The sequence below is a fragment of the Phenylobacterium sp. LH3H17 genome (assembly GCF_024298925.1).
Lineage (GTDB): Bacteria > Pseudomonadota > Alphaproteobacteria > Caulobacterales > Caulobacteraceae > Phenylobacterium.
Genome location: NZ_CP101283.1, coordinates 3,993,525 through 4,020,057 on the forward strand (window position 1 = coordinate 3,993,525; position 26,533 = coordinate 4,020,057).

18 protein-coding genes are annotated in these 26,533 nt (G+C 67.8%); 10 read left to right on the plus strand and 8 right to left on the minus strand.

Going from position 1 to position 26,533, the window contains the following annotated elements:
* Window positions 1-84: 84 nt before the first annotated feature.
* Window positions 85-1,083: a glycerophosphodiester phosphodiesterase gene (locus tag M9M90_RS19745; protein ID WP_254834936.1), complete on the plus strand. Its 999-nt coding sequence runs from the start codon at window positions 85-87 to the stop codon at window positions 1,081-1,083.
* Here M9M90_RS19745 and M9M90_RS19750 read toward each other — a convergent pair.
* Entirely contained in the window at window positions 1,080-2,927 is a 1,848-nt protein-coding gene (locus tag M9M90_RS19750; protein WP_254834937.1) for an ABC transporter transmembrane domain-containing protein, read from the minus strand. The genes M9M90_RS19745 and M9M90_RS19750 overlap by 4 nt on opposite strands.
* 119 nt (window positions 2,928-3,046) lie before the next feature.
* Here M9M90_RS19750 and rpmE point away from each other — a divergent pair, with 119 nt between their 5' ends.
* The gene (rpmE, locus tag M9M90_RS19755) at window positions 3,047-3,271 is read left to right on the plus strand and encodes a 50S ribosomal protein L31 (protein WP_254834938.1); all 225 of its coding nucleotides are present in this window, start codon (window positions 3,047-3,049) and stop codon (window positions 3,269-3,271) included.
* Between the two features lie 98 nt (window positions 3,272-3,369).
* Here the strand turns inward: rpmE and M9M90_RS19760 are convergent, their stop codons facing one another.
* Window positions 3,370-3,876, minus strand: coding sequence for a DUF1465 family protein (locus M9M90_RS19760; protein ID WP_254834939.1), 507 nt, complete (start codon window positions 3,874-3,876; stop codon window positions 3,370-3,372).
* A gap of 131 nt (window positions 3,877-4,007) precedes the next feature.
* Window positions 4,008-4,211, minus strand: a complete 204-nt coding sequence (locus M9M90_RS19765) for a DUF1192 domain-containing protein (RefSeq protein WP_305582550.1) — start codon at window positions 4,209-4,211, stop codon at window positions 4,008-4,010.
* Between the two features lie 85 nt (window positions 4,212-4,296).
* On the opposite strand from M9M90_RS19765, the gene M9M90_RS19770 reads away from it, so the two are divergent.
* Window positions 4,297-5,271 (plus strand): NAD(P)H-quinone oxidoreductase, encoded by a 975-nt coding sequence (locus M9M90_RS19770; RefSeq protein WP_254834941.1) that lies wholly within the window; start codon window positions 4,297-4,299, stop codon window positions 5,269-5,271.
* 22 nt (window positions 5,272-5,293) lie between these two features.
* On the opposite strand, the gene M9M90_RS19775 is transcribed toward M9M90_RS19770, so the two are convergent.
* Complete coding sequence (locus tag M9M90_RS19775) at window positions 5,294-6,079, minus strand: NIPSNAP family protein (protein WP_254834942.1); 786 nt, start codon at window positions 6,077-6,079, stop codon at window positions 5,294-5,296.
* A 91-nt stretch (window positions 6,080-6,170) separates the two neighbouring features.
* Here M9M90_RS19775 and M9M90_RS19780 point away from each other — a divergent pair, with 91 nt between their 5' ends.
* Window positions 6,171-6,794 carry a TetR/AcrR family transcriptional regulator gene (locus M9M90_RS19780; protein ID WP_254834943.1) on the plus strand — a complete coding sequence of 208 codons (624 nt, stop codon included), beginning with the start codon at window positions 6,171-6,173 and terminating at the stop codon, window positions 6,792-6,794.
* A 6-nt stretch (window positions 6,795-6,800) separates the two neighbouring features.
* On the opposite strand, the gene M9M90_RS19785 is transcribed toward M9M90_RS19780, so the two are convergent.
* Window positions 6,801-7,679, minus strand: coding sequence for an SDR family NAD(P)-dependent oxidoreductase (locus M9M90_RS19785; RefSeq protein WP_254834944.1), 879 nt, complete (start codon window positions 7,677-7,679; stop codon window positions 6,801-6,803).
* Window positions 7,680-8,119: 440 nt separating this feature from the next.
* On the opposite strand from M9M90_RS19785, the gene M9M90_RS19790 reads away from it, so the two are divergent.
* The 5 genes from M9M90_RS19790 (at window position 8,120) to M9M90_RS19810 (ending at window position 17,404) form a co-directional block, all read left to right on the plus strand.
* Complete coding sequence (locus tag M9M90_RS19790; protein WP_254834945.1) at window positions 8,120-10,666, plus strand: TonB-dependent receptor; 2,547 nt, start codon at window positions 8,120-8,122, stop codon at window positions 10,664-10,666.
* A gap of 479 nt (window positions 10,667-11,145) precedes the next feature.
* Complete coding sequence (locus M9M90_RS19795) at window positions 11,146-12,660, plus strand: MFS transporter (RefSeq protein ID WP_254834946.1); 1,515 nt, start codon at window positions 11,146-11,148, stop codon at window positions 12,658-12,660.
* Between the two features lie 16 nt (window positions 12,661-12,676).
* Window positions 12,677-14,209 (plus strand): MFS transporter, encoded by a 1,533-nt coding sequence (locus tag M9M90_RS19800; RefSeq protein WP_254834947.1) that lies wholly within the window; start codon window positions 12,677-12,679, stop codon window positions 14,207-14,209.
* 139 nt (window positions 14,210-14,348) lie between these two features.
* Window positions 14,349-15,848 carry an MFS transporter gene (locus M9M90_RS19805; RefSeq protein ID WP_254834948.1) on the plus strand — a complete coding sequence of 500 codons (1,500 nt, stop codon included), beginning with the start codon at window positions 14,349-14,351 and terminating at the stop codon, window positions 15,846-15,848.
* A 92-nt stretch (window positions 15,849-15,940) separates the two neighbouring features.
* Complete coding sequence (locus M9M90_RS19810; protein ID WP_254834949.1) at window positions 15,941-17,404, plus strand: MFS transporter; 1,464 nt, start codon at window positions 15,941-15,943, stop codon at window positions 17,402-17,404.
* Between the two features lie 36 nt (window positions 17,405-17,440).
* Here the strand turns inward: M9M90_RS19810 and M9M90_RS19815 are convergent, their stop codons facing one another.
* The 3 genes from M9M90_RS19815 to M9M90_RS19825 all read right to left on the minus strand — a co-directional run bounded on the left by M9M90_RS19815 (window position 17,441) and on the right by M9M90_RS19825 (window position 21,040).
* A complete protein-coding gene (locus tag M9M90_RS19815; RefSeq protein WP_254834950.1) occupies window positions 17,441-18,847 on the minus strand; it encodes a TadE/TadG family type IV pilus assembly protein in 1,407 nt (468 codons plus the stop codon).
* A 127-nt stretch (window positions 18,848-18,974) separates the two neighbouring features.
* Window positions 18,975-20,774: a M2 family metallopeptidase gene (locus tag M9M90_RS19820; protein WP_254834951.1), complete on the minus strand. Its 1,800-nt coding sequence runs from the start codon at window positions 20,772-20,774 to the stop codon at window positions 18,975-18,977.
* 92 nt (window positions 20,775-20,866) lie between these two features.
* Window positions 20,867-21,040, minus strand: coding sequence for a hypothetical protein (locus M9M90_RS19825; protein WP_254834952.1), 174 nt, complete (start codon window positions 21,038-21,040; stop codon window positions 20,867-20,869).
* Window positions 21,041-21,368: 328 nt separating this feature from the next.
* Here M9M90_RS19825 and M9M90_RS19830 point away from each other — a divergent pair, with 328 nt between their 5' ends.
* Window positions 21,369-26,414: an alpha-2-macroglobulin gene (locus M9M90_RS19830; RefSeq protein ID WP_254834953.1), complete on the plus strand. Its 5,046-nt coding sequence runs from the start codon at window positions 21,369-21,371 to the stop codon at window positions 26,412-26,414.
* Window positions 26,415-26,533: the final 119 nt, after the last annotated feature.

Below are 26,533 nucleotides of genomic sequence, written 5' to 3' on the forward strand. Positions count from 1 at the left end.
GCATGATCGCAGTTACCGCGCCGCTAACGGGAAGCTTGACGAAAGCGTCGCGGGACGAGGCTAGATGGAGGCATGCCGCAAACCATGACCCGACGCGCCCTCGCCGCCGCCGCTCTCGCCGCCGCCACCCCGGCGCTCGCCAAGCCGCGCCCCATCGTCATCGCCCACCGCGGGGCCAGCGGCGAGCGCCCCGAGCACACGCCCATGGCCTACCGCCTGGCCATCGAGCAGGGCTGCGACTTCATCGAGCCCGACCTGGTGCTGACCAGAGACGGCGTGCTGGTGGTGCGCCACGAGAACGAGATCGGGGGAACCACCGACGTCGCCGCCCGCCCGGAATTCGCGGCGCGCAGGACCGCCAAGGTCATCGACGGCGAACGCCTGGAGGGCTGGTTCGCCGAGGACTTCACGCTCTCCGAACTGAAGACCCTGCGAACCCGGGAACGCCTCCCCGAGCTGCGGGGGACCAGCTATGACGGCCGCGAGGCGATCCCGACCTTCCAGGAGGTGATCGACCTGGCCAAGGCCGAGAGCCGTCGGGTGAAGCGCACTATCGGCCTTTATCCGGAAATGAAGCATCCGGCCTTCCTGGCCAGCCAGGGCCTGCCGATCGAGGCGCGGCTGGCCGACGCGCTGAAAACCAACGGCCTGGACAGCCGCACCGCGCCGGTCTTCGTGCAGTGCTTCGAGCCTGAACCGTTGAAGACCTTTGCCAAGCTGTCCAGGGCCCGCCGCGTGCAGCTGGTCGGCGGCGAAAATCCCGCCATGGTCTCGGCCGAGGGTCTGAAGACGATCGCGGCCTATGCCGACGGGATCGGGCCTGACTGGTCGCTGGTCCTGCCGACCGTGGACGGCGCGCTCGCCCCGCCGACGCCGCTCGTGGAGCGGGCCCACGCGCTCGGCCTGGCGGTCCATCCCTGGACCGTGCGCGCGGAGAACCGCTATCTGCCGGCCAGGCTGCGGCGGGGGAACTCGCTGGCCGGGCATGGCGACGCCGAGGCGCTCTGTCGAGCGCTTTACGCGGCCGGGGTCGATGGGCTGTTCAGCGACTTCCCCGCCATCGCGGTCGCCGCGCGGAGCTAGGCCGCCGCGTCGCCGAACTGCAGGGCCGCCAGCCGCGCATAGAGCCCGCCGCGCGCCGAGAGTTCGGCGTGGGTGCCTTGATCCACCACCCGGCCGGCCTCCATCACCACGATCCTGTCGGCCTTGAGCACGGTGGCCAGGCGGTGGGCGATGACCAGGGTGGTATGGCCGACCATGGCCTCCTCCAGCGCCTTCTGCACCAGGCGCTCGTTCTCGGCGTCCAGCGCGCTGGTGGCCTCGTCGAGCAGCAGGATCGGGGTTTCGCGGATCAGGGCGCGGGCGATGGCCAGACGCTGCTTTTGTCCGCCGGACAGGCTCTTGGCCCGGTCGCCCAGCGGGGTGTCGAAGCCTTGCGGCAGGGCGTCCAGGAAGGTCTCGGCCTGGGCCGCCCGTGCGGCCTGGCGGATCTCGCCCTCGGCGGCGGCCTCGCGGCCGAAACGGATGTTCTCGATCGCCGAGCCGGAGAACATCGGCGAGTCCTGGGCCACCAGCGCCATGCGGGCGCGAACCTCGGACGGGTCGGCGTCGCGGATATCCACCCCGTCCAAGCGGATCGTCCCGGACTGAGGATCGTAGAACCGCAGCAGCAGGCGGAAGACCGTGCTCTTGCCCGCCCCGGAGGGCCCCACCAGGGCCACGCGCTCGCCGGGGGCGACCTTGAGGTCGAAACCAACGAGGGCCGGCAGGTCGGGACGCGCGGGATAGGCGAAGTCGACGTTCTCGAAAACGATCTCGCCGCGCGCCGGCGACGGCAGCGGACGGGGATTGGCCGGCGCGGCGATGCTGGGCCGGGCGGCCAGAAGCTCGGAGACCCGCTCCATGGCGCCGGCGGCCTTCTGCACGTCGCCCCAGGTCTCGCCGAGCGCCCCCACCGCTCCAGCCGCCAGCACCGACAGGAAGGCGAACTGGAACAGGGTTCCCCAGCTCATGTCGCCGCGCAGGCCGGCATGGACCCCCAGCCAGAAGATGCAGACCACGCCGCCGAACACCGTGGCGATGACCAGGGCCGTCATCACCGCCCGCGCCGTCATCCGCCGCAGGGAGGTGCGGAACGAGGCCTCCACGGCCTCGCCGAACCGCTGCGCCCCGGCCGCCTCGCGTCCGAAGGCCTGGACGGTCTCCAGGGCGTCGAGGGTCTCGCCCGCATGGCCCACGGCGGCGGCGAACTTGTCCTGGGTCGAGGTGGTGAGCTTGCGCACACGGCGGCCGAACAGGAACAGCGGCAGGATCACCACAGGAAAGGTCAGCACCACCAGCCCCGTCAGGCCTGGGCTCACCACGATGAGCAGGATCAGGGCCCCGATCAGGGTCAGCAGGTTGCGCAGGGCCACCGAGATGGAGGTGGAGAGCAGGCTCTCGACGATCTGGATGTCGGTGGTCAGCCGCGACAGCACCTCCCCTGTCCGGGTGGTCAGGAAGAAGGTGGGGTCGAGGGTCAGGATGTGGGCGTAGGCGGCCTTGCGCAGGTCCGCCGTGATCCGCTCGCCCAGCTTGGTGACGAAGAAATAGCGCAGGGCCGAGGACAGGGCCAAGGCGACGGCGACGGCGCCCAGCAGCCAGAACCAGGGGTCCACCGCCTCGGCGCTGAGGTTGGGAGCGGTGAGTTGGTCCACCAGCAGGCGCACGGCGCCGGAGAGGCCCAGGGTCGCGGCCGTGGCGGTCAGCAGGAAGACCCCGGCCATGGCGGCGTCGAGCTTGTGCGTCGCGAGGAAGGGCAGCAGATGGCCCAGGACCTTGACGTTGCGGCTGCGGGCGCGGCGCTCGGCGGCCTCGCTCAGGTCCTGCGCCAGGGCGGCGCCGGCGCTGGGCCGTCCTTCGACGGCCTCGGCGGCCAAATCACTCATGAAAACCAGCGCCCTTGCTCTTGCCCCGCCTTTTCCTGTATAGGCGCGGCTTCCTCGCGCCCGGCCTCGTGGCCAGGCGTGTATATTTCTGCCGCTCCTTTACGTCGGTTGACCTCGCGATGAAACAAGACACCCACCCCGACTACCACTTCATCACCGTGGTGATGACGGACGGCACCAGCTATCAGACCCGTTCGACGTACCAGAAAGCGGGCGCGACCCTGAACCTGGACATCGATCCGAAGACGCACCCGGCCTGGACCGGCGGCAACCAGACCCTCCTGGACCGCGGCGGCCGCGTCTCGCGCTTCAACGCCAAGTTCGCCGGCTTCACCCGCAAGTAGGCGCCTGGCGCTCGAACGAGCGCCGCGTCCACGGCAGATACGAAAAACGCCGCGCTCATCGCGCGGCGTTTTTTGCTGTGCATCCTTGTGGAGCGGGCCTAGCCCCCGAACGCCGCCTGCAGGCGGTCGAACTGGTTCTGGACCGGATTAGGGGTCTCGCCCTCGGCCTCTTCAACGTACATGCGGCGGTCGAGGTGGCGGACGCGCTCATAGAGGCGTTCCGAACGGTCGAGCAGGATCAGCAGGCCGGACGGCAGGTCTTCCTCGGTGGCCCCGCGGCAGACATCCTCGGCGCCCAGGCGATAGCGGTCCTCGCGGGCGTTCTCGGCCGGCATGTCCCCCTCGCGCACCGCGCGCTGGACCAGCAGCCAGGAGGCCACCTGCATCAGCCGCGTGGTGAGGCGCATGCTCTCGCCGGCATAGGCGAGCGCGGCGTTACGCGACAGGAGCTTGGATTCCTGGCGGCCCGAACCGTCCAGATAGGTGGCGGTCTCCTCGACCAGATCCATGCCTTCCTGGAAGGTGCGGTCGAAGAGCTCCGAGCGGGCGAAGTCCTGGATGACATCCGTCCGCCAGGCTCCGGCCTGGACAATTCCTTCGTTCATTTAAGCACTTCGCCTCTAAATCGTCGTCCACGGACGGACGGTGGTCTTGGGCTCGAGGACTGCAACCCCCGTGCCAAGGCCGGACGCCGAGTATCGACGATCCCCCGTTTACGCATCGTTATCCCTGGTTTTCAGCCTGGGCGGGAAAACAGGGCGTCGGCCTGGGCGCGCACGGCGCCCTTCTTCTCGATCTGGGCGCGGCACCGGGCGATCTCGGCCTCAAGCGCCTCGATGCGCTCCTCCAATTCGCCCACGCCATAGAGTTCCAGGTCCTCGCGCATGGCCTCGGTGAGCCGCTGGCCGCGCGCGATACGGACTTCCGCCGGTTCTTCCATCAAAGGCCTCCCCTTTGCCGGGCGTCGTTGGACGTCTATCTGACTTGCCGAGCAAGTTAGCGGCAATGAACCGGAGAGTCCCCCCATGAGCGACACCATGACCGCCATCGCTGTGGAGGACGGCAAGGGACCCGCGCAAGCCCTGAAGCCGGTGACCCTCGACCGGCCGGTTCCGGGCCCGGGACAGATCCTGATCAAGGTGGCGGCCGCCGGCGTCAACCGGCCCGACATCGTTCAGCGCCTGGGCTTCTATCCGCCGCCGGCCGGCGCGCCCGCCACCCTGGGCCTGGAGGTCGCCGGCGTGGTCGAGGTCGGCGCCGGACGCTGGAAGGCCGGGGACAAGGTCTGCGCCCTGCTGGGCGGCGGCGGCTATGCGGAATACGCCGTCTGCGACGCCCGCCACGCCCTGCCGATCCCCGATGGCCTGGACTTCGTCGAGGCCGCCGCCCTGCCCGAGACCGTGTTCACCGTGTTCGCCAACGTGTTCGAGCACGGAAGCCTGAAGGCCGGCGAGACCCTGCTGGTGCACGGCGCCACCTCCGGGATCGGCACGACCGCGATCCAGATGGGCAAGGCGGCCGGCGCCAAGGTGATCGCCACCGCCCGCGGTGCGGCCAAGGCGCGGGAGGCCAGGACGCTGGGCGCCGACGTGGCGATCGACGCCGGGGCGGAGGACTTCGCCGAGGTCGCCAAGATCCACGGCGGGGTGGACGTGGTGCTGGACATGGTCGGCGGCGACTATTTCGCCAAGGACCTGGACGCGCTCAAGACCGGTGGGCGGATCGTGTTCATCGCCGCCCAGGCCGGGGGCGAGGTCAATCTCAGCATCATGCGTCTGATGCAGAAGCGCGCCCTGGTCACCGGCTCGACCCTGCGGCCCCGCGACGCCGACGAGAAGGCCCGCCTGGCCGCCGAGATCGAGCGCGTGGTCTGGCCGTGGATCGCCGCGGGCAAGGTCAGGCCGCGGATCGACAAGACCTTCCCCTTGGCGCAGGCCGCCGCCGCTCACGCCCATCTCGAGAGCGGGAGCCACGTCGGCAAGGTGATGCTGATCGCCTAGGCTGGGCCCCGACGGCCAGAGATCAGCGCAACAGCGAGCGCGGGGTCGGCGCCAGTCGCAGGACCTGGGCTCGCCGTTCCTGATAGCCGCGCAGCCTCTCGCCGGCCTTGAGCCTGGCCAGCGCCGCGTCATAGGCGGCCTGGTCGGGCGCCCGGGTGAACCAGACGAAGACCTTCTCGCCCTGGCGCACCGGCAGCCGCGGGAAGTTGTTCGGCGTGGCCTCGGGGACATAGGCCCCCAACACCGGCAAGCCCGCGGCCTCGAGCGCCGGGGCCACCTCACCCTGGAAGAAGGCGGCGAAGCCCTCATCCGGGTCCTTCCACAGATAGTAGATCGTCGCCACAACCACGCCGGCCGGCTGGGCAGCCGCGCCGGGCGCCGGGCGATCGCCCCCACCGACCGCGAACCCCTGGCCGGGGCCGGCCGGGCGCAGCAGCAGCACGTTGTCATTGTCATCCAGCAGCGGATTGGCGGCATTGCGGTGGGCCTGCCAGACCGGGCCGAAATAGAAGGCGGACAGGGCCGGCTCGCGGCGCGCCATGTCCGGGAACTCGCGAATCCAGGTGAACCGATCGGGGTCGTCCAGGTCGCGGAACTGGCCGACCAGCCGCATGCCCAAGGCCTCCTGGCTCTCGATGAACCTGGCCTCGAAGAGCTCGATCATCGTGTCCCGCTTGCCGGGAACGATCTTGTACTGGCGCAGCTCGATGACCGGACCCGCGGCCGGCGCGGCTCCAGTGGGTCCGGCCGCCATCGCCAGGCCGAGCGAGGCGGCGACCCCGGCGAGTTTCGCGATCCTGCACGTCATTGGTTTTGCGCTCCATGAGGGAGTGATCTGGAAAAACAGACCGGTTGTCCGGTTTTGTCAACTATGCTACGAAAGCCGGGGAGCCGATGAGATGCGCAAGCGGGTGAACCAGCTTCGGACCAACGACCCCACGGGCATGCGCAACCGCGTGCTCGACGTCGCGGCGGGAGCATTCCAGGCCGCGGGCTACGGCGCCACCAGCATGCACGACATCACCCGCCAGGCGGCGGTAAGCGGCGGCGCCCTCTATCACCACTTCCCCAGCAAGAAGGCCCTGGCCCTGGCGGTGATCTCCGAACGCGTCGCCGCCGAGGTCGCGGAGACCTGGATCCAGGCGGTCCGGGAGGCGCCGAGCGCCGCGGCGGGAATTCTCGCGGTCTTCGGGCGCACCATCGCCCAGCTCGACGCCGCCGGGGCGGTGGGCGGCTGCCCGCTCAACAACCTGGCCCTTGAGCTGTCCCTGGCCGACGAGGATTTCCGCGGCGCCATCGCGGCCGAATACGACGCCTGGCGGCAGGCCTTGGCCGAGCGGCTGAGGCAGGACGCCGCCGCGGGACATGCGCCGTTCGCCGCCCAGGACCCGGAAGGCTTCGCCACCGTCGTGGTGGCGATGTTCTCCGGCGCCATGGCCATCGCCAAGGCCGAGCAGAGGTCGTCCGCCCTGCGGGCCTGCGCCGATCAGCTGGCGATCATGATGTCCGGCCCGGGCGGCTGACCTGATCTAGCCGGCCTGAACGTCCTCGACCTGGGCGGCGGCGAAGGCGGCGCGGCGCTCTTCCATCACGCGCTGGCGCTCGGCCCGCATCTCGGGGTCCCAGGAATTGCGCGGCCCGACGCCGAGGCCGCCGTCGACCAGCAGGTGGGTTCCAGTGACGAAGGCGCTCTCCTCGCTGGCGAAGAACAGCACGGCCGCGGCGATGTCGGCCGGCACGCCGGCCTTCTCGATCGGCTGGGTGTTGGGCGCGCTCTGGGCCATGGTCTGCTTGATCAGGGTCGCCAGGCCCGGTGAGACGGTCTCCGCCGGGGTGAAGATGTTGGTCAGGATCAAGCCGGGGCAGATGGCGTTGACCCTAATACCGTCGCGGGCCAGGTCGGCGGCCGCCACCCGGGTCAGGTGGATCACCGCGGCCTTGGCGGTGGAATAGGCGACCGGGCCGTAGCCCGCCTGGGTCCCGGCGATGGAGGCGGTGTTGATCACCGAACCGCCGCCCCGGGCCTTCATGTGCGGGATGGCGTAGGTGATGCCCAAGGCCACGGAGCGCACCAGCAGGGCCTGGACACTGTCCCAGGCCTCCCCGGTCATGTCCTCGAAACGGTTGGGGGCGCCTCCCGCCCCGGCGTTGTTGAACAGGATGTCGATCCCGCCGAACCGGGATCCGGCCTCGTCCATCAGGGCCTTGATCTGGCTCTCATCGGTGACGTCGCAGCGGCGGTAGGCGACCTGGCCCTCGAACCGGGCGGCGAGCTCGGCGCCGGCCGCGTCCGAGATGTCGCCAACCAAGACGCGGGCGCCTTCGGCCACGAACCGCTCGACGGTCCCGAGCCCGATTCCGGAGCAACCTCCAGTGATGACGGCGATCTTGCCTTTCAGCCGGTCCAAGTCCTAGCTCCCTCGCCCTTGGGGCGCCGCTCTCCGACGCCGACCCCTTCAGCATCAGCCATTGGGGCGCCCGCCGCAAACCGAAAACTCGAAAATTGCAGCCGCCGAACCTGGTCGACCCGCGAGCGGGCGGTCCACGAACTGGGCAAGTCATGGCCAGCCGCCGCGGATGTTCCTTGCCAAGCCGCTCCTTGGCGTCCTGACGACCCAGGCGCGCGCGTTTTTCCCGACGTCTAGCCTTTGAGGTTTCAGCCTCGACACAATGTCCATTGACGCGCTGTCATCCGTACCTCACCCTCGAAAAAACGCAGTAATCGCGTGGCCTAAAGAGCCGTTGTCGGGGAGGACAATCAATGCGTCAGAGACTTTATCTCATGGCCACAAGTGCGTTGGCCGCTACAATCTTTACGAGTGTCGCACACGCCCAAACATCCGGCGGCGTGACGACTATCGAGGAACTGGTCGTCACGGCCGAGAAGCGCGAACAAAGCCTTCAGGACGTACCGGTCGCAGTCTCCGCCTACACCTCCGAAGCGCGTGACCTGGTGGGGATCAATTCCGTCCAGGACATGACCAACTTCACGCCTGGGTTGACGTACAACAACTCCGGGGACCGCATCACGCTGCGCGGCATCGGCCGTATTTCCAATGTGCAGTCGGCCGACGGCGCGGTGGCCATCTATTCGGACGGCATCTACGAGTCGACGACGTTCCAGGCCAGCAAGCCGCCGATGTTCGTCGATCGGGTGGAAGTCCTTCGCGGCCCGCAAGGCACCCTGTACGGACGCAACTCCATCGGCGGCGCGATCAACGTCATATCCAAGCGCCCGACCGAGGAATTCGAGGCCGAGATCCGCGCCACGGTCGCCAATTACGACTACACCCTCTTCCAGGGCACGGTGTCGGGGCCGCTGTCGGACAGCCTGCGCATCCGCCTCAACGCCGGTTGGGAAAAGCAGCGCGACGGCTGGTACGACAACATCGTCCCGGGGATGCCCGACGAGGGCAACGTCATCGACCAGAACTATACCGAGCTCCAGCTCGACATGGACTTCGGGGAGAACCTCGAGGGCTGGTTCAAGATCACCCGCTACGAGTGGAACAACGGCGGCGGTGGTCTGGGCGGTCGCGCCGCCTATACGCCATCGCCCTTCAACACCACCCAGGAAGCGCCATCGATCTTCTTCCTGAACCAGGGCTACGCGTTCAGCGGCCAGGTGGGCGGCGTGGTCAACCCGTCCGGGACCTCGGTCAATCCAGCGATCAACGATCCGCGCAAGTTCGCCACCAACACGCCCTCGACGGTGAGCGTCGATGACACCTTCTTCGTGGCGACGGAATTCACCTACCACATGGAGAGCATGGACCTGCGCTACATCGGCGGCGGGGCGAAGTACCACTACACCCTGATCGCCGACAACGATAACGGGCCGGTCAACCAGTACACGATCCCGCTGACCGGGACCGGCGCGTGCTCGACCTTCCTGGTCTCGATCGGCGTCTGCACGCCGCTGACCATCTTCCCCAAGGCGGTCACCGACTATCAGGAAGACAAGCGCTGGTTCAGCCACGAACTGAATCTGACCTCGACCCACGACGGCGACTTCCAATGGCTGGGCGGCGCCTACTTCTACTACGAGCATTATAAGCAGCCGGTCTCGGTGCAGCTTCCCAACCAGCCCCAGTTCGCCACCCCGGTGAACGGGCCACGCAATCTGCAGCGCTACTGGTACGACACCCGTCCGGAGTTCAAGGACCGCTCCTATGCGGTCTTCGGCCAGGTCGACTGGCAGTTCACCGAAACCCTGAAGGTGACCGCCGGCCTGCGCTATTCGCACGACCACAAGTTCGGCCAGGAAGAGGCGCGGCTGGTCTGCTTCGCCCTCGCCGCCTGCGGGACCTCGCCGCAACTCCTGGGCAGCTTCACTCCGGCCGTCGACATCACCGCCGCGGCCGTCGGTACGGGCCGCCGGCCCGACGGCACCCTGCTGCCCGGTGTGGCCGTCGCCACGGTCATCGATCCGGTCAGCGGCCTGGCCAAGCGGATCCTGGACGCCTCCTGGCAGGCGACCACCGGCACCATCGGCGTCGACTGGAAGCCTAACGACGACATCCTGGCCTACGCCAAGTTCAGCCGCGGCTACAAGGCAGGCGGCTTCAACTCCGGCATCGTCGCCCCCGTGGTGACCAACCCCTTCACCGACAAGGAAAGCAACAACGCCTTCGAGCTCGGCCTGAAGTGGAACTTCGCGCGCACCTTCCAGGCCAACATCTCGGCCTTCTATTACGACTACGAGAACTTCCAGGCGCCGGTGACCATCGTCAACAACACCGGCTCGGTCGGCACCGCCCAGACCCTGTTCTACAATATCCCCAAGGCCATCTCGAAGGGCTTCGAGATCGAGGCGGTCTGGACTCCGATCGACAATCTTCGGCTGCTGGCCACCTACGCCTACAACGACGCCTATATCGACGAGGCCTCGGGCATCGTCGACTCCACCGACCCCACCGCCGCCGCCCCCGGCGCGCGCCCCAGCGGACCGCCCAGCCCGACGACCGACATCTATACGGGCCGCAAGGAACAGGGGCAGGACCTGGCCGGCAACTCCCTGCCGCAGGCGCCGAAGAACAAGCTGGCGCTGAACGCTCTCTATTCGTGGGAGTTCTCGCCCGGGACCCTGATGGCCTCGGCCAGCTACATCTACCGGGACAAGATGTACGGCTCGATCTTCACCCGCTCCTACAACGAGTCCCCATCCTGGGATCAGGTCGACCTGCGCCTGACCTGGACCGACGCCGATGACCGCTACACGATCATCGCCTACGGGAAGAACATCTTCGACGACCTGGGCTACTACGAGGGCTCCACCTCCACCCGTCGCGCCGGGATCAATCCCGCCGTCGGACCCGTGGTCCTAGGGATCAACACCACCTACGGCCTCACCCCGCCCCGCACCTTCGGGGTGGAGGTCCAGTACCGCTTCTAGGCTTCGTTCGCGGAGATTCCACGGGCGCGCCGGCCTCCGGCGCGCCCGTTCTGCTGTCGGCAGGGCGCTGGTTTCTTGGGCCCGGAATGTTCCTGAAACATTCCTGGCCGCGACGGCCAAGCCTTGCGGCGTAGGGCCTGGCCGAAGGCCTTTGTGTCAGGAATGTAAGATCAAAATCGTTGACGGTACGGAACGCGTCCCGCAGGCTTCCGCCATAGAAATTTGGACGCCGCGCCGTGCTTCAAGGGCCCGTCTGGCGACCGTCAATAAATTTGCCCGCGCGGTCGGCCGCGCGGCGGGAGGAGCGCATTGGATCGCGGTCGCCACGCGCCGATCGTCCGTGGCCGCATTGCCGGTCCCGTCGCCGTCCGACCGACTCTGATCTTCGCCCAAACGATTATTGAACGCGCCACCGCTCGGCGCAGCCGGCCGCCGTGTTTTTCGGGATGCGGCCGGAGCCATTTCGCCTGGAGACCTGCATGACCGCGACGGCGACAATCATCGACCGCCCGCCACTCGGCTTCGCCACCAAGCTGCTCTACGCCGTCGGATCGGTCGCCAGCGCCGTGAAGCTTCGCAGCCTCTCTACCTTCCTGATGATCTTCTACAATCAGGTGGTGGGCTTGCCGCCTCAGATGGTCACCTTCGTGCTGATGATCGCGCTGACCTTCGACGCCATCGTCGATCCGCTGATCGGCCAGATCTCGGACAACTTCAAATCCAAGCTCGGCCGGCGTCACCCGTTCATGTACGCCGCCGCCGTCCCGTTCTCGGTGGCCTTCTTCCTGCTGTGGAATCCGCCGGTCGGCTGGTCGGACGAGGCCCTGGTCGGCTACCTGCTGGCCTGCCTGCTCACCCTGAGGTTTTTCGACACATTCTTCGAGCTTCCGCACAGCGCCTTGGCCCCCGAACTGGCCAAGGACTACCACGAGCGCACCAGCCTGATTTCCATGCGCATGCTGTTCGCCGTGATCGGGGGCCTGGGCATGACCGTCATGGCTTACCAGGTGTTCCTCAAGGAGAACCCGGACGGCTCGGGCGGCGTGCTCGCCCGCGATGGCTATTTCGCCTACTCGGTCACCGCGGCGATCCTGGTGTTCACCGCCATCCTGGTCTCGACCCGCGGCACCCAGAGCCAGATCCCCTACCTGCGCGCGGCGCCGACCCGGAAGATCACCTTCAAGGGCATGGCCAAGGAGGTGGCCCACACCCTCAACAACCGCGCCTTCGTCGTCGCCACTCTGACCGGCATGTGCATCGCCGTCGCCGCCGGCACGCGCGGCGGGCTGGAGATCTATTTCGGCCTCTATTTCTGGGAGCTGAAGCAAAGCCAGCTCGCCCTGCTGACCATGATCAATGTGGCCGGCGCCACCGTCGGGGTGCTGCTGGCCCCTCAGGTCGCCAAGCGGATGGGCAAGAAGTACGGCGCCATCACAATGTTCGCGAGCGCCCTCCTTGTCGGCATCTCGCCCGTCGTGGCCCGCCTGGCCGGCATCATGCCGCCCAATGGCACGGACCTGCTGTTCACCGTTCTGGTGGTCGAGACCTTCATCAACACGGCGCTGGCCGCCGCCACGGGGGTGATGCTGGTCTCTCTGGTCGCCGACGTGATCGAGGACGCCGAGGTCAAGACCGGACGCCGGTCGGAAGGCCTGCTGCTCTCGGCCGACAACCTGTTCAAGAAGATCGTCTCAGGTGTCGGGGTCTTCGTCTCCGGCGCCATCCTGGCCTTCATCAACTTCCCGGAAAACGCCAAGCGCGGGGCCGTCGACCCCGAGATCATCCACAATATGGGCCTGATCTATATTCCCACGGTGGGCCTGCTCTACGGCCTGGGGATCGTCTGCCTGTTCGCCTTCAATATCGACCGGGCCAAGCACGAGGACAATCTGCGCCGCCTGCGCGAAACCGCCGAACAGGCAGGGGTGCTCGAGGAGGCCGCCTCGTCGACCAGCGTCGCAGGCGGCATCTCGCCCCTGGGCTCCAAAGCCTAAGTCCGGAGCCACAATCATGACTGACGCATTCGCCGGCCTGCCGCCGCGCCCGCCCATCGGCCTCCGGACCAAGGTCCTCTACGGCCTGGGGGCAAGCGCCAACATCATCAAGCAGCGCGGGATCACCACCTTCCTGCTGCTGTTCTACAATCAGGTCGTGGGCCTGCCGCCGGCCATGGTGTCGACGGCGATCATGATCGCCCTGATCTTCGACGCCTTCGTCGACCCGACCATCGGCCAGATCTCGGACAACACCCGCTCCCGCTGGGGCCGGCGCCACCCGTTCATGTACGCCGCGGCCCTGCCTGTCGCGATCGCCTTCTACCTGATCTGGAATCCGCCGGTCGGCTGGGAGCAAGAAGCGCTGTTCGGCTACATGCTGGTCTGCCTGCTGACCATCCGGCTGTTCGACACCTTCTTCGAACTGCCGTCGTCGGCCCTGCTGGCGGAACTGACCGCCGACTACAACGAACGCACCAGCATGATCGCCATCCGCTCGTTCTGCGGCGTGACCGGCGGGCTGGTCATGCAGTTGCTGGTCTACCAGGTGTTCCTCAAGGAGAACGCCGACGGCACCGGCGGCCTTCTCGAACGCGAGGGCTGGCAGCTGTATTCCATCGTCGCCGCCATCACGATCTTCACCATCATCCTGATCTCCAGCGCCGGCACGCACCACCAGATCCCCTACTTGCGCAAGCCACCGACCCGGAAGATCACCATCGGCGCCATGCTGCGCGAGGTGGCCGCGACCTTGAACAACCGCTCCTTCGTGGTGCTGACCATCTCGGGCATGTTCATGAACGTGTCCCTGGGCCTCAAGACGGCGCTGGAGCTCTACTTCAACCTCTATTTCTGGGGCCTGACCCAGGGCCAGCTCGCGATCATGACCGTGACCGGCGTGGTCGCCAGCATCATCGGGGTGACGCTGGCGCCGATCATCTCGGGCAAGATCGGCAAGCGCTACGCCGCCATCAGCATGTTCTTCGGGGCGGTGATTGCCCTGCTGCTGCCCATCGGCCTGCGCATTCTGGGTGTCATGCCGCCGAACGGCACACCGCTGCTGTTCGGCATACTGATCATCGACTTCATGGCCAACGGGATCATGGCCATCATGACCGGGGTCATGCTGCAGTCCATGATCGCCGACGTGGTGGAGGACTCGGAGGTCAAGACCGGCCGCCGGTCCGAGGGCCTGCTGTTCTCGGCCGACAACCTGTTCAAGAAGATTGTCTCGGGCGTCGGGGTCTTCGTCTCGGGGGTGCTGCTGACCTTCGTGGCCTTCCCGCAGGGGGCCAAGCCGAACGAAGTCGATCCGGAGCTGCTGCGTAATCTGGCGCTCATCTACCTGCCGACCATCGGCGGGTTCTACGCCGTCGCGATCAGCTGCCTGTTCCTCTACAAGATCGACAAGTCGGTTCACGAGGAAAACCTGCGCAAGCTGGCGGAGGGCGCGCTGGAGACCCGCACCACCGACGCCCAGATCGAAGCCGGCTCGCCGGCCGCGACCGGCCCCGCCGGAGATCTGTCGCCCATAACCCCCAGGCCCTGAGCCACCCGGAGGACCGGCGCGCGGTTTCGCCGCGTTCGTAATTTTTCCCTTTTCGAAACGGCGTTTTGCCGCGAAGGTCGTACCGAAAATTCGAAAGGCGCGCGGCATGAACCGTAGCCACAGGGAAGACGAAACGCCCATGACCGATATCGCCGCCGGCGCCGCGACTCTCGTTCCGGCCCCCGCCAAGCTGGGCGTCCCCACCAAGATGCTCTACGGCTTCGGCTCGGTGGCGTTCGGGGTCGCGAGCCTCGGCCTCTCGTCCTCCCTGCTGCAACCCTACCTGAACCGGGTCATCGGCCTGCCGGCCCTGTGGGTGGGAACGGCGATCATGCTGTCCCTGATGCTGGACGCGGTGATCGATCCCGGCATCGGCCGTTGGTCGGACAAGCTGCGCACCCGCTGGGGCCGGCGCCACCCGTTGATGTACGCCTCGGTCCCCCTGGTCGCCATGGCCTGCCTCGGTTTCTGGAACTCACCGGCCGACTGGCCGCTGGAGGCGACCGGATTCTATCTGATCGGCATGCTGGTGCTGCTGCGGCTCTGCGTCAGCCTGTACGAGGTGCCGAGCGCGGCGCTGGCCCCCGAACTGACCACCGACTACCACCAGCGCACCAGCCTGTTCGGCTACCGCTACTTCTTCGGCGTGGTCGGGGGCCTGGGCATGAACGTCGTGCTCTACCAGGTCTTCCTGAGCCCGGCGGCCGGCGGCGTCCTCAACCGCGACGCCTACGCCCACTACGGTCTGCTGGCGGCCGCGGTGATGGCGATTTCGATCCTGGTCTCGGCCCTCGGCACGCACAATCAGATCCCGCGCCTCAGCAAGCCGGCGGTGCGCCAGATCAGCTTCCGCGAGGCGGTGAAGGAGGTGGTGAGCACCCTCAGCAACCGTTCCCTGGTGGTGGTCATGCTGTCGGGCCTCTGCTCGGGCATCGGCACCGGGATGAGCTACGCGCTCAGCCAGTACTTCTATCTGGAGCTCTGGGGCCTTTCGGCCGCGCAGATCTCCTATCTGTCGGTGGCAGGCGCCCTCGCCTCGATCAGCGCGATCCTGATCGCCGGGCCGGCCTCGAAGGCGCTGGGCAAGAAGAACGCGATGCTGGTGCTGTTCTCCGCCTACTGGGTGACGTCGCTGCTGCCGCTGACCCTCAAGCTCGCGGGCGTGATGCCCCCCAACAGTTCGCCGGCCGTGTTCCTGTTCCTGCTGGCGGACGGCTTCATCTACACCACCCTGGTGGTGGCCGGCCTGATCATCGTTTCCTCGATGATCGCCGACGTGGTTGAGGACGCGGCGGTGAGGACCGGCGTGCGCTCCGAGGGCCTGCTGTTCGCCGCCAACGGCCTGCTGCCCAAGTTCACCGCCGGCATCGGGGTGTTCGTGGCCGGCCTGCTGCTGACCCTGGTGGCCTTTCCGACCGGCGCGGCGCAGGGCGCGGTGGATCCGGCGATCATGCTGCGGCTGGTCTCGATCTACCTGCCGGTCATCGCCGTCATGAACGGCCTGTCGGTCCTGGTGCTGGTCTTCTACCGCATCGATCAGGACACCCATGAGCAGAACCTGGCCACCCTGAAGGAAGCGGCCGCGGATCTCGAGAAGGCCGCGGAAGTCGCGCCCGACCTGATCCCGCCTCGCGCCTAGCCGGCTCTTGCTACAATTTACATCGTATAACATAGTCGCGCGAACAGCGTGGAACCGCTGAAGATGACCGCCTGACTCCGGAGTAGATCGCCTTGCCCCCACCCGCCCCGACCGCGTCCGGCAAGCTCAGCATCCCCACCAAGCTGTTCTACGGCTTCGGCTCGGTGGCCTTCGGGGTGAAGGACCAGGGGTTCTCGTACCTGCTGCTGATCTTCTACAACCAGGTGGTCGGGTTGCCGTCGGCGACCGTGGGCCTGGCGATCATGGTCGCCCTGCTGTTCGACTCGCTGCTCGACCCGATCATGGGCCAGGTGTCGGACAACTGGCGCTCCAAGTGGGGCCGCCGCCATCCCTTCATGTACGCCGCCGCCATCCCGGTGGCGGTCTCCTACCTGCTGCTCTGGAACCCGCCCAACTGGTCGCACGAGGCGCTATTCTTCTACCTGATCGTGGTCGCTGTCGTGATCCGCAGCTTCATCACCATGTACGAGATCCCCTCCGCGGCCTTGGCGCCCGAGCTGACCACCGACTACGACGAGCGCACCAAGGTCCTCTCCTACCGCTATTTCTTCGGCTGGTTCGGCGGGCTGACCATGACGGTCCTGGCCCTGCAGGTCTTCCTCAAGCCGGACGCGACCCACCCGGTCGGCCAGCTCAATCCGGCGGGCTATCAGGTCTACGCCCTGGTCGCCTCGGCGATCATGTTCGGCGCGATCATGATCTCGGCCATGGGCACCCATCGACACATCGCCGGGTTCAAGACGCCGCCGCAACGCAAGCTGACCCTCGGCCAGCTGGCTAAGGAGATGTTCAGCACCCTCACCCACCGGTCGTTTCTGGTGCTCATGGGCGCCGGACTGTTCAACGCCATGGCCCAGGGCCTGGTCCTGTCGCTCAACCTCTACTTCAACACCTATTTCTGGGAACTGTCGGCGGGTCAGGTCGCCTTCCTCGCCGCGGGAAACTTCGTCTCCGCGGCGTTGGCCTTCGCCCTGGCCGCGCCCTTGTCCAAGTGGATGGGCAAGAAGCCCGCCGCCCAGCTCACCAAGGTGCTGGCCTTCGTGATCTCATTCGTTCCGATCAGCCTGCGGCTGCTGGACGTCTTCCCGGCCAACGGCGCGCCGGCAGTGATCCCGATCCTGTTCCTTCAGACCATCTTCTCGACGGCCTTCTCGATCATCTCGTCGATCCTGATCTCGTCGATGATCGCCGACGTGGTGGAGGACTCCGAACTGCGAACCGGGCGTCGGTCGGAGGGCCTGTTCTTCTCGGCCGCCGCCTTCGTGGCCAAGGCGGTCTCGGGCGTCGGCATCTTCGCCTCGAGCATGATCCTGGTCTTCGTCGCCTTTCCCCAGGGCGCCAAGCCCGGCCAGGTGCCGGTCGACGTCATCCGCGATCTGGGGGTGGTCTATCTGATCGTCCTGGCGGCGCTCTACGGCGCGGCGATCACCTGCGTCTCGCTCTACCGCATCACCCGCGCGGGCCACGCGGAAACCTTGAGCCGCCTGGCCGCGGCGGCGGCCAAGGAAGGAGAAGGCCCCGCCCACGTCCCGTGAGCGAGGCCCCGAAGTTCAGACTGGAGGGTCTGTCCGTTATTTCGCCAGGCGCAGGGAGTTGATGTCCTGGCCGATGGCCCTGAAGGCGTCCTTCAAGGCCGCGCCGCTGCCGGGCAGGTAGACGTGCTTCGCGTCGGTGGCGCAGGAGTTCATGACATCGACAGCGCTCGGATTGCCGCCCAACGCGAAGCCGACGGTGTAAACGATCACCCCCTGTGCCTTCATATTGGTGCAGAGCGTCTTGGCCTGGGTGAAGGCGCTGCCGTTGGTGGCGTTGCAATTGATCTCTTCGCCATTGGTCGTGCCGCTCGAGTCCCTGGAGACCACACCCTTGCAGTACTGGGTGTTGAACTCGCCGTCGGTCATCAGGATCACCACCTTGAGCAGGTCGTCGGTCCCATAGGCGGCGGGCCTGCTGGCGGTCGGCCACAGAGAGGCGAAGTTCGGCGACACCATGTACCAGCCCCAGGCCAGGCCGATATGACCGGCGGTCACGCCGGTGGCGGTGAAGCCGTTGATCTTGTTCTTCAGCGTCGTCTTGTTCGTGCTCAGCGGCTCGATCGCGGACACGGCGGTGCAGGTGCTGGTGGACGCCTGGTAGTTGTGGCCGACGAGCGCCGTGGCGGGCGCGACATCGGTATAGGCGTTGGCGCCCGTCCGCTCGCTCACGCAGGTGTTGATCGGCCAGGCGTTGGTGTTGGTCAGCACCGTGCCGTCGTTCTTGGTGAACTTGAACTTCGAATAGGGCGGCGAGGTGTTGGTGCCGCCGGTCGGGTTCGTGCCCGACTTCGGCGTGCCCCGCACGGCGTTGGCGTAGCTGCCGACATTGACCGCCATCGAGTAGGGGACGATGGCCATCTTGGAATAGTAGGGCGTCTGGATGTCCTGGACGACGATGTCGACCAGTTCCTTGGCCGCGGTCTTCATATCGGTCAGCTTCTGGCCGCTCATCGAGCCGGTGGTGTCGAGCACCAGGGCGACCTCGACGTGGTTCGAGTTGCGGACCACCTCGGATGTGGCCCGCAGGTTCTGCTGGTTCCAGATCTGCGGTGAGATGCCCGGCGGGGTTACGGCCGCGGTGCTGACCACCTTGATCCCGTCCAGCACGAAGTTGGATTCGACGATGCTCTCGCCCTCGGGCAGGACCAGGTTGGCGCGCAGAGCCGCGTCGCCGATCGTGTCGATCTCGGCCGTGGTGGTGGCCGAGGATCGGGCCGCATAGAGCGTGGCGGTGTCGAGGGCGTCCTGCAGCTGTCCGCGCTGGGTGGTGCTGATGTAGACGTCGACCAGGCCGAGCGTCATCGGGGTGAGCATCAGCAGGGCCACGGCGAAGAACACCGCCGAAGCGCCGCCCTCGTCGCGGGTCATGCGTCGGGCGAAGCCGATCATGGCCGCGCCGAAGCGGGCGAAACGCCCGCGGATTTGGTTCGAATTCGTGTCCACGCCCGGACCCCCGCTCGTCGGATTCGAGCGAATTTGACAGGTCAGCGTAAACAAACGGGCGCCGGACACGGTGAATCAAAAACTATTGTCCAGCGCCCGAAGGCGAAGCCGAGTGCGCGCCAGGCCTTTACCAGCCGCAGGTCTCGCCCTTGTTCTGCGCGGTCAGCCAGATGTTCAAGGGCTTGAAATAATCGGCCACGGCGCTGGCGTCGGTCTTGGTCTCGCCGGTGAAGGCCGCAAGTCCTTCCGGCCACGGCTTGGAGGCGCCCATCTCCAGCATGGCGTTGAATTTCGCACCCACTTCCTTCTGCCCGTAGACCGAACAGCGGTGCAGCGGACCCTTCCAGCCCATCTGGCGGCAGGCCGCGCGCTGGAACTGGAACTGGTAGATATGGGCCAGGAAGTACCGGGTGTAGGGCACATTGCCGGGCACGTGGTACTTCGCGCCGGGATCGAACGCGTCGGCCGGACGCGGTCCGGGCGGGACCAGGCCCTGGTACTGCAGCCGCAGCTTCAGCCAGTCGTCGTTGTAGCGCTCCGGCGGGGTCTGGCCGGAGAACACCTGCCAGCGCCAACGGTCGACCATCAGGCCGAACGGCAGGAAGGCGATCTTGTCGAGCGCCATCTTCAGCAGGAACGGGATGTCCTCCTCGACCCCCGGCGCCTTGTCCAGCAAGCCGATCTGGTTGAGGTAGGTGGGCGTCAGGGCCGAGAGGCCGACGAAGTCGCCGATCGCTTCGTGGAAGCCGTCGTTCGCCCCGCTCTTGAACAGGAACGGCTGATCCCTGTAGGCGCGCTGGTAGTAGTTGTGACCCAGTTCGTGGTGAACGGTGTAGAAATCCTCGCCATTGACCTTGGTGCACATCTTGATGCGGATGTCCTCGCGGTCGTCCAGGTTCCAGGCCGAGGCGTGGCAGACCACCTCGCGATCCTGCGGCCGGGTGATCATCGAGCGCTTCCAGAAGGTCTCCGGCAGGGGCGCGAGGCCCATGGAGGTGTAGAAGCCCTCCCCGGTCTTGACCATCTTCACCGGGTCGTAGCCCCGGGACTCCAGGAGCTTGTCGAGATCGTAGCTGGAGGTCGCGGCCTTCGGCTGAACCACGTCGTAGATATTGCCCCACTGCTGGGCCCACATGTTTCCCAAGAGGTCGGCGCGGATCGGGCCGCTGCGCTTTTGCACGGCGTCGCCGTATTTGTCGTTCAGCCGGGCGCGCACATAGCAGTGCAGGTTCTTGTAGAACGGCTCCACTTGCTTCCACAGCCGGTCGGTCTCGGCGCCGAAGGCGTCGGGGTCCATGTCATAGTTGGAGCGCCACAGGGCCCCGGTGTCCTTGAAGCCCAGGCCCCGGGCGCCTTCGTTGGAGAGCGCCGCCAGCTTGGCGTAGTCCGCACGCATCACCGGCGAGATCGAGTGCCAGCCCTCCCAGACCGCCCTCAGCTCGGCCGGGTCGCGGCTGGCCGCCAGGATGTCCTCGGCGTCGTTGAGGGTGAGGGTCTTGCCGCCATGCTGGAACTTGCCGCTGGAATAGGTGGAGTCCAGCTTGGTCGAGAGGGTGGCGAGCTCGGCCGCCGCGCCCGGACGATCCGGGGCCGGCGACACCAGATAGAGCTTGAGCAGCTTCAGCTTGCGCGCTGTGACAGGATCGACGGCGACGCCGTCATACTTGGCCGCCTGCTTGGCGTAGCGGGTGACCAGTTCGTTCTGCTCGCCGCTGGCCTTGGCCTCCAGCCACTGGGTGTCCTCGGTGATATAGGTGGCGCGCACCCACGACGACCTGGCCACATATTGGTTGAACGCCGCGAGCTCGGCCTCGGCCTTCTCGACGAAGGCCTTGGCCTCTGCGGGCGTGGGCTTGAGGTCTTGCGCCACGGCGGGCGCGAACGCCAGCAGGGCGACGGCGGTGGCGGCCAGCAATTGAGACTTCATGACGACGGACGTTCCTGGAAGGGGGGTGCGCGAAGCACGCTTCTGGCCAGGACTGGACCGCCGGGAATGGACTCGTCAAGGGAGTCGGCGCCCTAGACGCGAAGCTCCGTGGATGCGCGCGCGATCGCAGATTCCACAGCCGCCCGGGCGCCGGACTGGCTCAGGTCGGTCCCCTGGGCGACGGTTTCGCCCTCTTCGTCGAAGATGCTCCAGGCCCAACCGGCCTCGGCGTGGGACAGGGAATAGGCGAACGGCTTTTCCGTCACATGCGCCTCCAATTTCATGCTGCAACGCGGCATATGCCACCAATAGCGACTCCAACGCCCATGGGAGTCAAGCGTTGCAGGGCCCCGCGCCGCAACACGAAAATGTTGACCGTCACCTCGCCGACCCAGGCGGGAGCCCTTGGGGCCTTACCGACTTATGGGTTGCTTAAGGCGGTGCGCCGGATGCCATGATCCGAGGACTCGGCGCGACGCCTACGCCCGTTGACGAATGGGCGCGTCCTATCGAGGCCCGCTCACCTTGATTGACGGCGCCCGGGCTTTCGAGTCCCATCGGCCCTGCGACATTCTATCGGGCGGGAGGGGTTAGATGGGGGGCGACGAGACGCCGAGCGCGCCGACGCCCCGCTTGCGCGCCTGGGCCCAGAAGATCCGCGCCAGCCGGATTCCCGGCGCCGTGGCCGCCGGCCTGCTGGTGGCGGCCTTCGGCGGCGGCTTCCTGGCGGCCAAGGGGCTCGACGCCTTCACCCAGGCCAAGCCGGCGGTCACGGCCCCCGGCGCCCAGGAGTGGTCGCTGTTCGGCAAGCCCAGGGGAGCGGGAGCCGCCCGGCGCGGGATTCCAAAGCCCGAGGGCTTCGCCGTCTGGCGCAACCGCATCGAAACCTCGAAATCCGAACCCTTGGCCTGCGTTGAGCTGACCCGGCCGCTGGATCCGTCCAAGTCCTATGCCGACTTCGTGCTGGTCTCGCCGGACCTCGGCCCCAGCCCGGCGGTCCAGGTCAAGGGCGCGGAGCTCTGCGTGGCCGGCCTGGGCTTCGCCGACCGCCGCGTGACCCTGCTGAAGGGCCTGCCGGCCAAGGGCGGCGAGACCCTAGCCGCCAACGCCGACGTGGATTTCACCTTCGGCGAGAAGCCGCCCTATGTGGGTTTCGCCGGCGAGGGCGTGATCCTGCCGCGCGAGGACGCCGACGGGATCGGCATCGAGACGGTCAATGTCAGCCGCCTGCAGATCGAGGTCTGGCGGGTGGTCGACCGCAACCTGGTCCGCAAGTCGATCAGCGCCCCCGACCCCACCGGCGACGGCCAGTACTCGGATGACTATGGCTCCGACAGCCCCAATGACGAGGGGCGCATGGTCTGGAAGGGCGAGGTCGCCGTCCAGACCCAGGGGACCGGCGAGCGGGTGACCACCGTCTTCCCCCTGGGCGCGGTGCTCAAGGAGATGAAGGCCGGCGCCTATGTGGTAAAGGCTCGCGACGCTTCGGGCGGACGCGGCCTGAAGGCCGGTGAAGGCGACGAGGACGACTACGATCCCAACCCGCCGGCCCAGGCGCGGCGCTGGGTGGTGTTCACCGACATGGCGCTCGCCGGCTACGACGGCTCCGAGGCCCTGGATGTGGTGGTCCGTTCGCTGAAGAGCGCCAAGACCCTGGCCGGGATCCGCGTGGCCCTGGTGGCGCGCAACGGCGAGGACCTGGCCGAGGCCCGGACCGACGCCCAGGGCCACGTGCGCTTCGACCGCCCGCTGCTTGAGGGCAAGGGAGCGGACGACGCCAAGATGGTGATGGCCTATGGGCCGCAGGGCGACCTGGCGGTGCTCGACCTCGACCGCGCCCCGGTCGACCTTTCCAAGCAGGGGATCGGCGGACGGACCGAGGAAGGCGGCGGGACATCGGGGCGTTCCGTCGTCTCGGCCATAGACGGCTATCTCTACGCCGACCGCGGCATCTATCGGCCGGGCGAGACCGTGCACCTCAACGCCCTGCTGCGCGACCGCGAGGCCAAGGCGGTCAAGGATCGCAAGGGCGCCATCGTGGTGCGGCGGCCCTCGGGCGTGGAGTTCCGGCGCTATCCCTTCGACGGCAGCCCGGGCGGCGCGGTGACCGTCGACATCGCCGTGCCCCGGAGCGCACCGCGCGGCCGCTGGACCGCCAAGCTGGAGATCGAGGGCCTCGACAAGCCGGCCGGCGAGCTCTCGTTCTCGGTGGAGGACTTCGCGCCCCAACGGCTGGCGGTCACGGTGGTCGGCCAGGAAACCGTGCCGATGAAGGCCGGCGAGACGCGCAATATCGACGTCACGGCCCACTTCCTCTATGGCGCGGCGGGCGCCGGGCTGCAGACCCAGGGCGAGGCCCGGCTGCGGGTCGACCCCAATCCCTTCCCCCAGTTCGAGGGCTACCAGTGGGGCGACCAGCGCGCGCCCTTCGAGGAGAAATTCCTGGAGATCGGCCAGACCGTCACCGACGGCGACGGCCGCGCGGTCCTCGCCATCTCTTCGGCGGAAGCGGGCGACACGCCGCAGCCGCTGTCGGCGACCTTCACCGCCAGCGTCTTCGAGCCCGGCGGGCGTCCGGTGCGCGAGGGCCTGGACCTGAAGGTCCGCACCAAGCCCCTCTATTTGGGCGTCAAGATCGACCAGGGCGACACCGACGCTCGCGGCGACCCGACCATGCTGCTGGACATCATCGCCGCCGACGCCGCGGGCAAGCGGGTCGCCGCCAAGGGCGCGACCTACAGCCTGGTGGCCGAGAACTGGGACTATGACTGGTTCCAGCAGGACGGCCGCTGGCAGTGGCGGCGCACCAGCCGCGACGTGGTGGTGGCGCGGGGAACGGTCAATATCGACCCCGGCAAGCCCACGCGGATCGCGCGCCGCCTGGGCTGGGGCGACTACCGGCTGGAGCTCAGCGGACCCGGCGGAGCCGCCAGCGTCATTCGCTTCGCTTCCGGCTGGGGCGCCCCGGCCAAGGACGTGGAGGCGCCTGACTTCGTACGCGTCACCGCCGGGCCCAAGGCTTACGGCCAGGGCGACACCGTCGAGATCACGCTCAAGCCGCCCTATGCCGGTGAGGCCCAGATCGCCGTCGCCACCGACCGGCTGATCGACTTCAAGACCGTCACGGTCGGCAAGAACGGGACGACGGTGCGGCTCAAGACCAGCGGCGCCTGGGGCGGCGGGGCCTATGTGCTGGTGAGCGTCATCCAGCCTCGAGACCCGGTGGCCTCGCCGAAGCCGCGCCGTGCGCTGGGCCTGGTCTATGTCCCGCTCGATCCCAAGAACCGCAAGCTGGCCGTGGAGATCAACACCCCGGCCAAGGTCGATTCCAAGTCCGTTCTGGAGGTGCCGATCACCATCAAGGGCGCGGGTTTCGGCGGCCGCGCGCGGGTGACCCTCGCAGCTGTGGACGAGGGCATCCTGCGCCTGACCCGCTTCGAGAGCCCCGATCCGGTGAAGTGGTATTTCGGCAAGCGGGCGCTCACCCTCGACTATCGCGACGACTATGGCCGCCTGTTGGACCCCAACCTGGGCGCCCCGGCCAATGTCAGCTTCGGCGCCGACGGGATCGGCGGCGAGGGCCTGACGGTCACCCCAATCAAGACCGTGGCCCTGTGGTCGGGCGTAGTGGAGACGGGCCTGGACGGCAAGGCGGTGATCAGGCTGCCAGCCCCCGATTTCAACGGCGAGCTGCGGCTGATGGCGGTGGCCTGGACCGACACGGCGGTGGGCTCGGCCTCCAGGCCGCTCACCGTGCGCGAGCCGGTGGTGACGGAGCTTTCCCTGCCCCGCTTCCTGGCGCCCGGCGACAAGGCCTTCGCCACCCTCGAACTGCACAATCTCGAGGGCAAGGTCGGAGCCTATGTGGCTGAACTCACCGCCCAGGGCGGGGTGATCGCGCCCTTCCGCAAGGCCTTCCAGCTGGCGCTCGGCCAGCGGATCGCAGAGCGGATTCCGTTCAACGCCCCGAGCCGGGCCGGGATCGGCAAGGTCGGCTTCAAGGTCTCGGGACCAGGCTTCACCACCGCCCGCGACTACCCGATCCAGACCCGGCTGGGTTGGAGCCCGATCACCCGGACCACTATCGAACTGCAACGGGCCGGCGCGTCCTACACCCCGGTTCCCGGACTGCTGGCCGGCCTGGCGGCGGGGGACGCCACCCTGCAGGTCAGCTATTCGCCATTCCGCGGCTTCGACCCGGGCCCCATCGCCCAGGCCCTGTCGCGCTATCCCTATGGCTGCACCGAACAGACCGTGTCGGGCGCCTATCCCCTGCTCTACGCCCAGGAGGTCTCCACCGATCCGAAGCTCCGGCGGACCTCCGCGGCCCTGAACCAGGCCGTGGGCAAGCTGCTGGACCGCCAGACGCTGGACGGCGCCTTCGGCCTCTGGCGGGTGGGCGACGGCGAGGCCGACGCCTGGCTGGGCGCCTACGCCACCGACTTCCTGATCGAGGCGCAGAAGGCCGGCGCCCCCGTGCCGCAACAGGCGGTGGACCGGGCCCTGGTCGCCATGCGCCAGATTTCCCGGCCCGAAGGCTGGGCCTCGGTTTCCTACCGGCTGGAATATCCCACCTGGTGGACCGGGTCGCCGGAGGCCTCCAAGAAGGCCACCGCGGTCATGCGTAGCCGCGCCTCGGCTTACGCCCTCTACGTCCTGGCCAAGGGCGGCAAGGGAGACCTCGCCCGCCTGCGCTGGTGGCACGACGTGCAGATGAAGACCGAGGCGTCGCCGCTCGCCAAGGCCCAGGTCGGCGCCGGTCTGGCCCTGATGGGCGACCGGGCCCGTGCCCGTTCGGCCTTCCGCCAGGCGGTCCGCTCGCTCGGCTATCGCGAGGAGAGCGACTGGTACCAGAGCCCGCTGCGCGACATCGCGGGCGTCATCGCACTCGCCTACGAGGCCGGCGAGACCGAACTCGCGCGCAGCCTGCAAGGGCGGCTGGAGAACGCGGTGAAGGACCCCGACGCGCTCAACACCCAGGAACAGGCCCGCCTGCTGCAGGCCGCCCACTGGATGCTGCGGGCGGCCGGGACGATGAAGATCAACGCCACCGGCGCCATCCCGCTCAAGGCCTCGGGCGGCGCCCCGCGTTGGGCGGTGGGCCGGCTGGCCGAGGCGAGGTTCGTCAACGCCGGCTCCGGCGCACTCTGGCGGACGGTGTCGGTGACCGGCGCGCCGGTGGCCCCGCCGGCCGCCGTGCAGAACGGCCTGACCCTCTCCAAGCGGCTGGTGGGCTTCACCGGCGGGACCGTCGATCCCGCCGACCTGCGCCAGGGGGACCGGGTGATCGTGCTGGTCTCCGGCCGCTCGGGCCAAGCCCGCTCCATGGCCCTGGTGGTCGACGATCCCCTGCCGGCCGGGTTCGAGATCGAGACGGTGCTGGGCCCCGACGACGCCCAGAGCGGACCATTCAAATTCCTAGGGACCCTAACCGGCGCCGACGTCCAGGAATCGCGCGACGACCGCTACATCGCCGCCCTGGACCTGCAGGGCCACACCAACTTCGCCTTCGCCTACGTAGCTCGCGCGGTGACGGCGGGCGAGTTCCTGCTGCCGGGGGCGGAGGCCCGCGACATGTATCGTCCGAGCCTCAACGCCCGGACGGCGGCGGGCCGCATGGTGATCGCGCCGGGGCAATGACTTCGCTGCCCAGATCCTCCCCCTCTGGGGGAGGGGAACCGCGAAGCGGTGGAGGAGGCGCCGCCGCACGGGAAGCAGAATCAAAGTTCCCCTCAGTCGGCTCCGCCGACAGCTCCCCC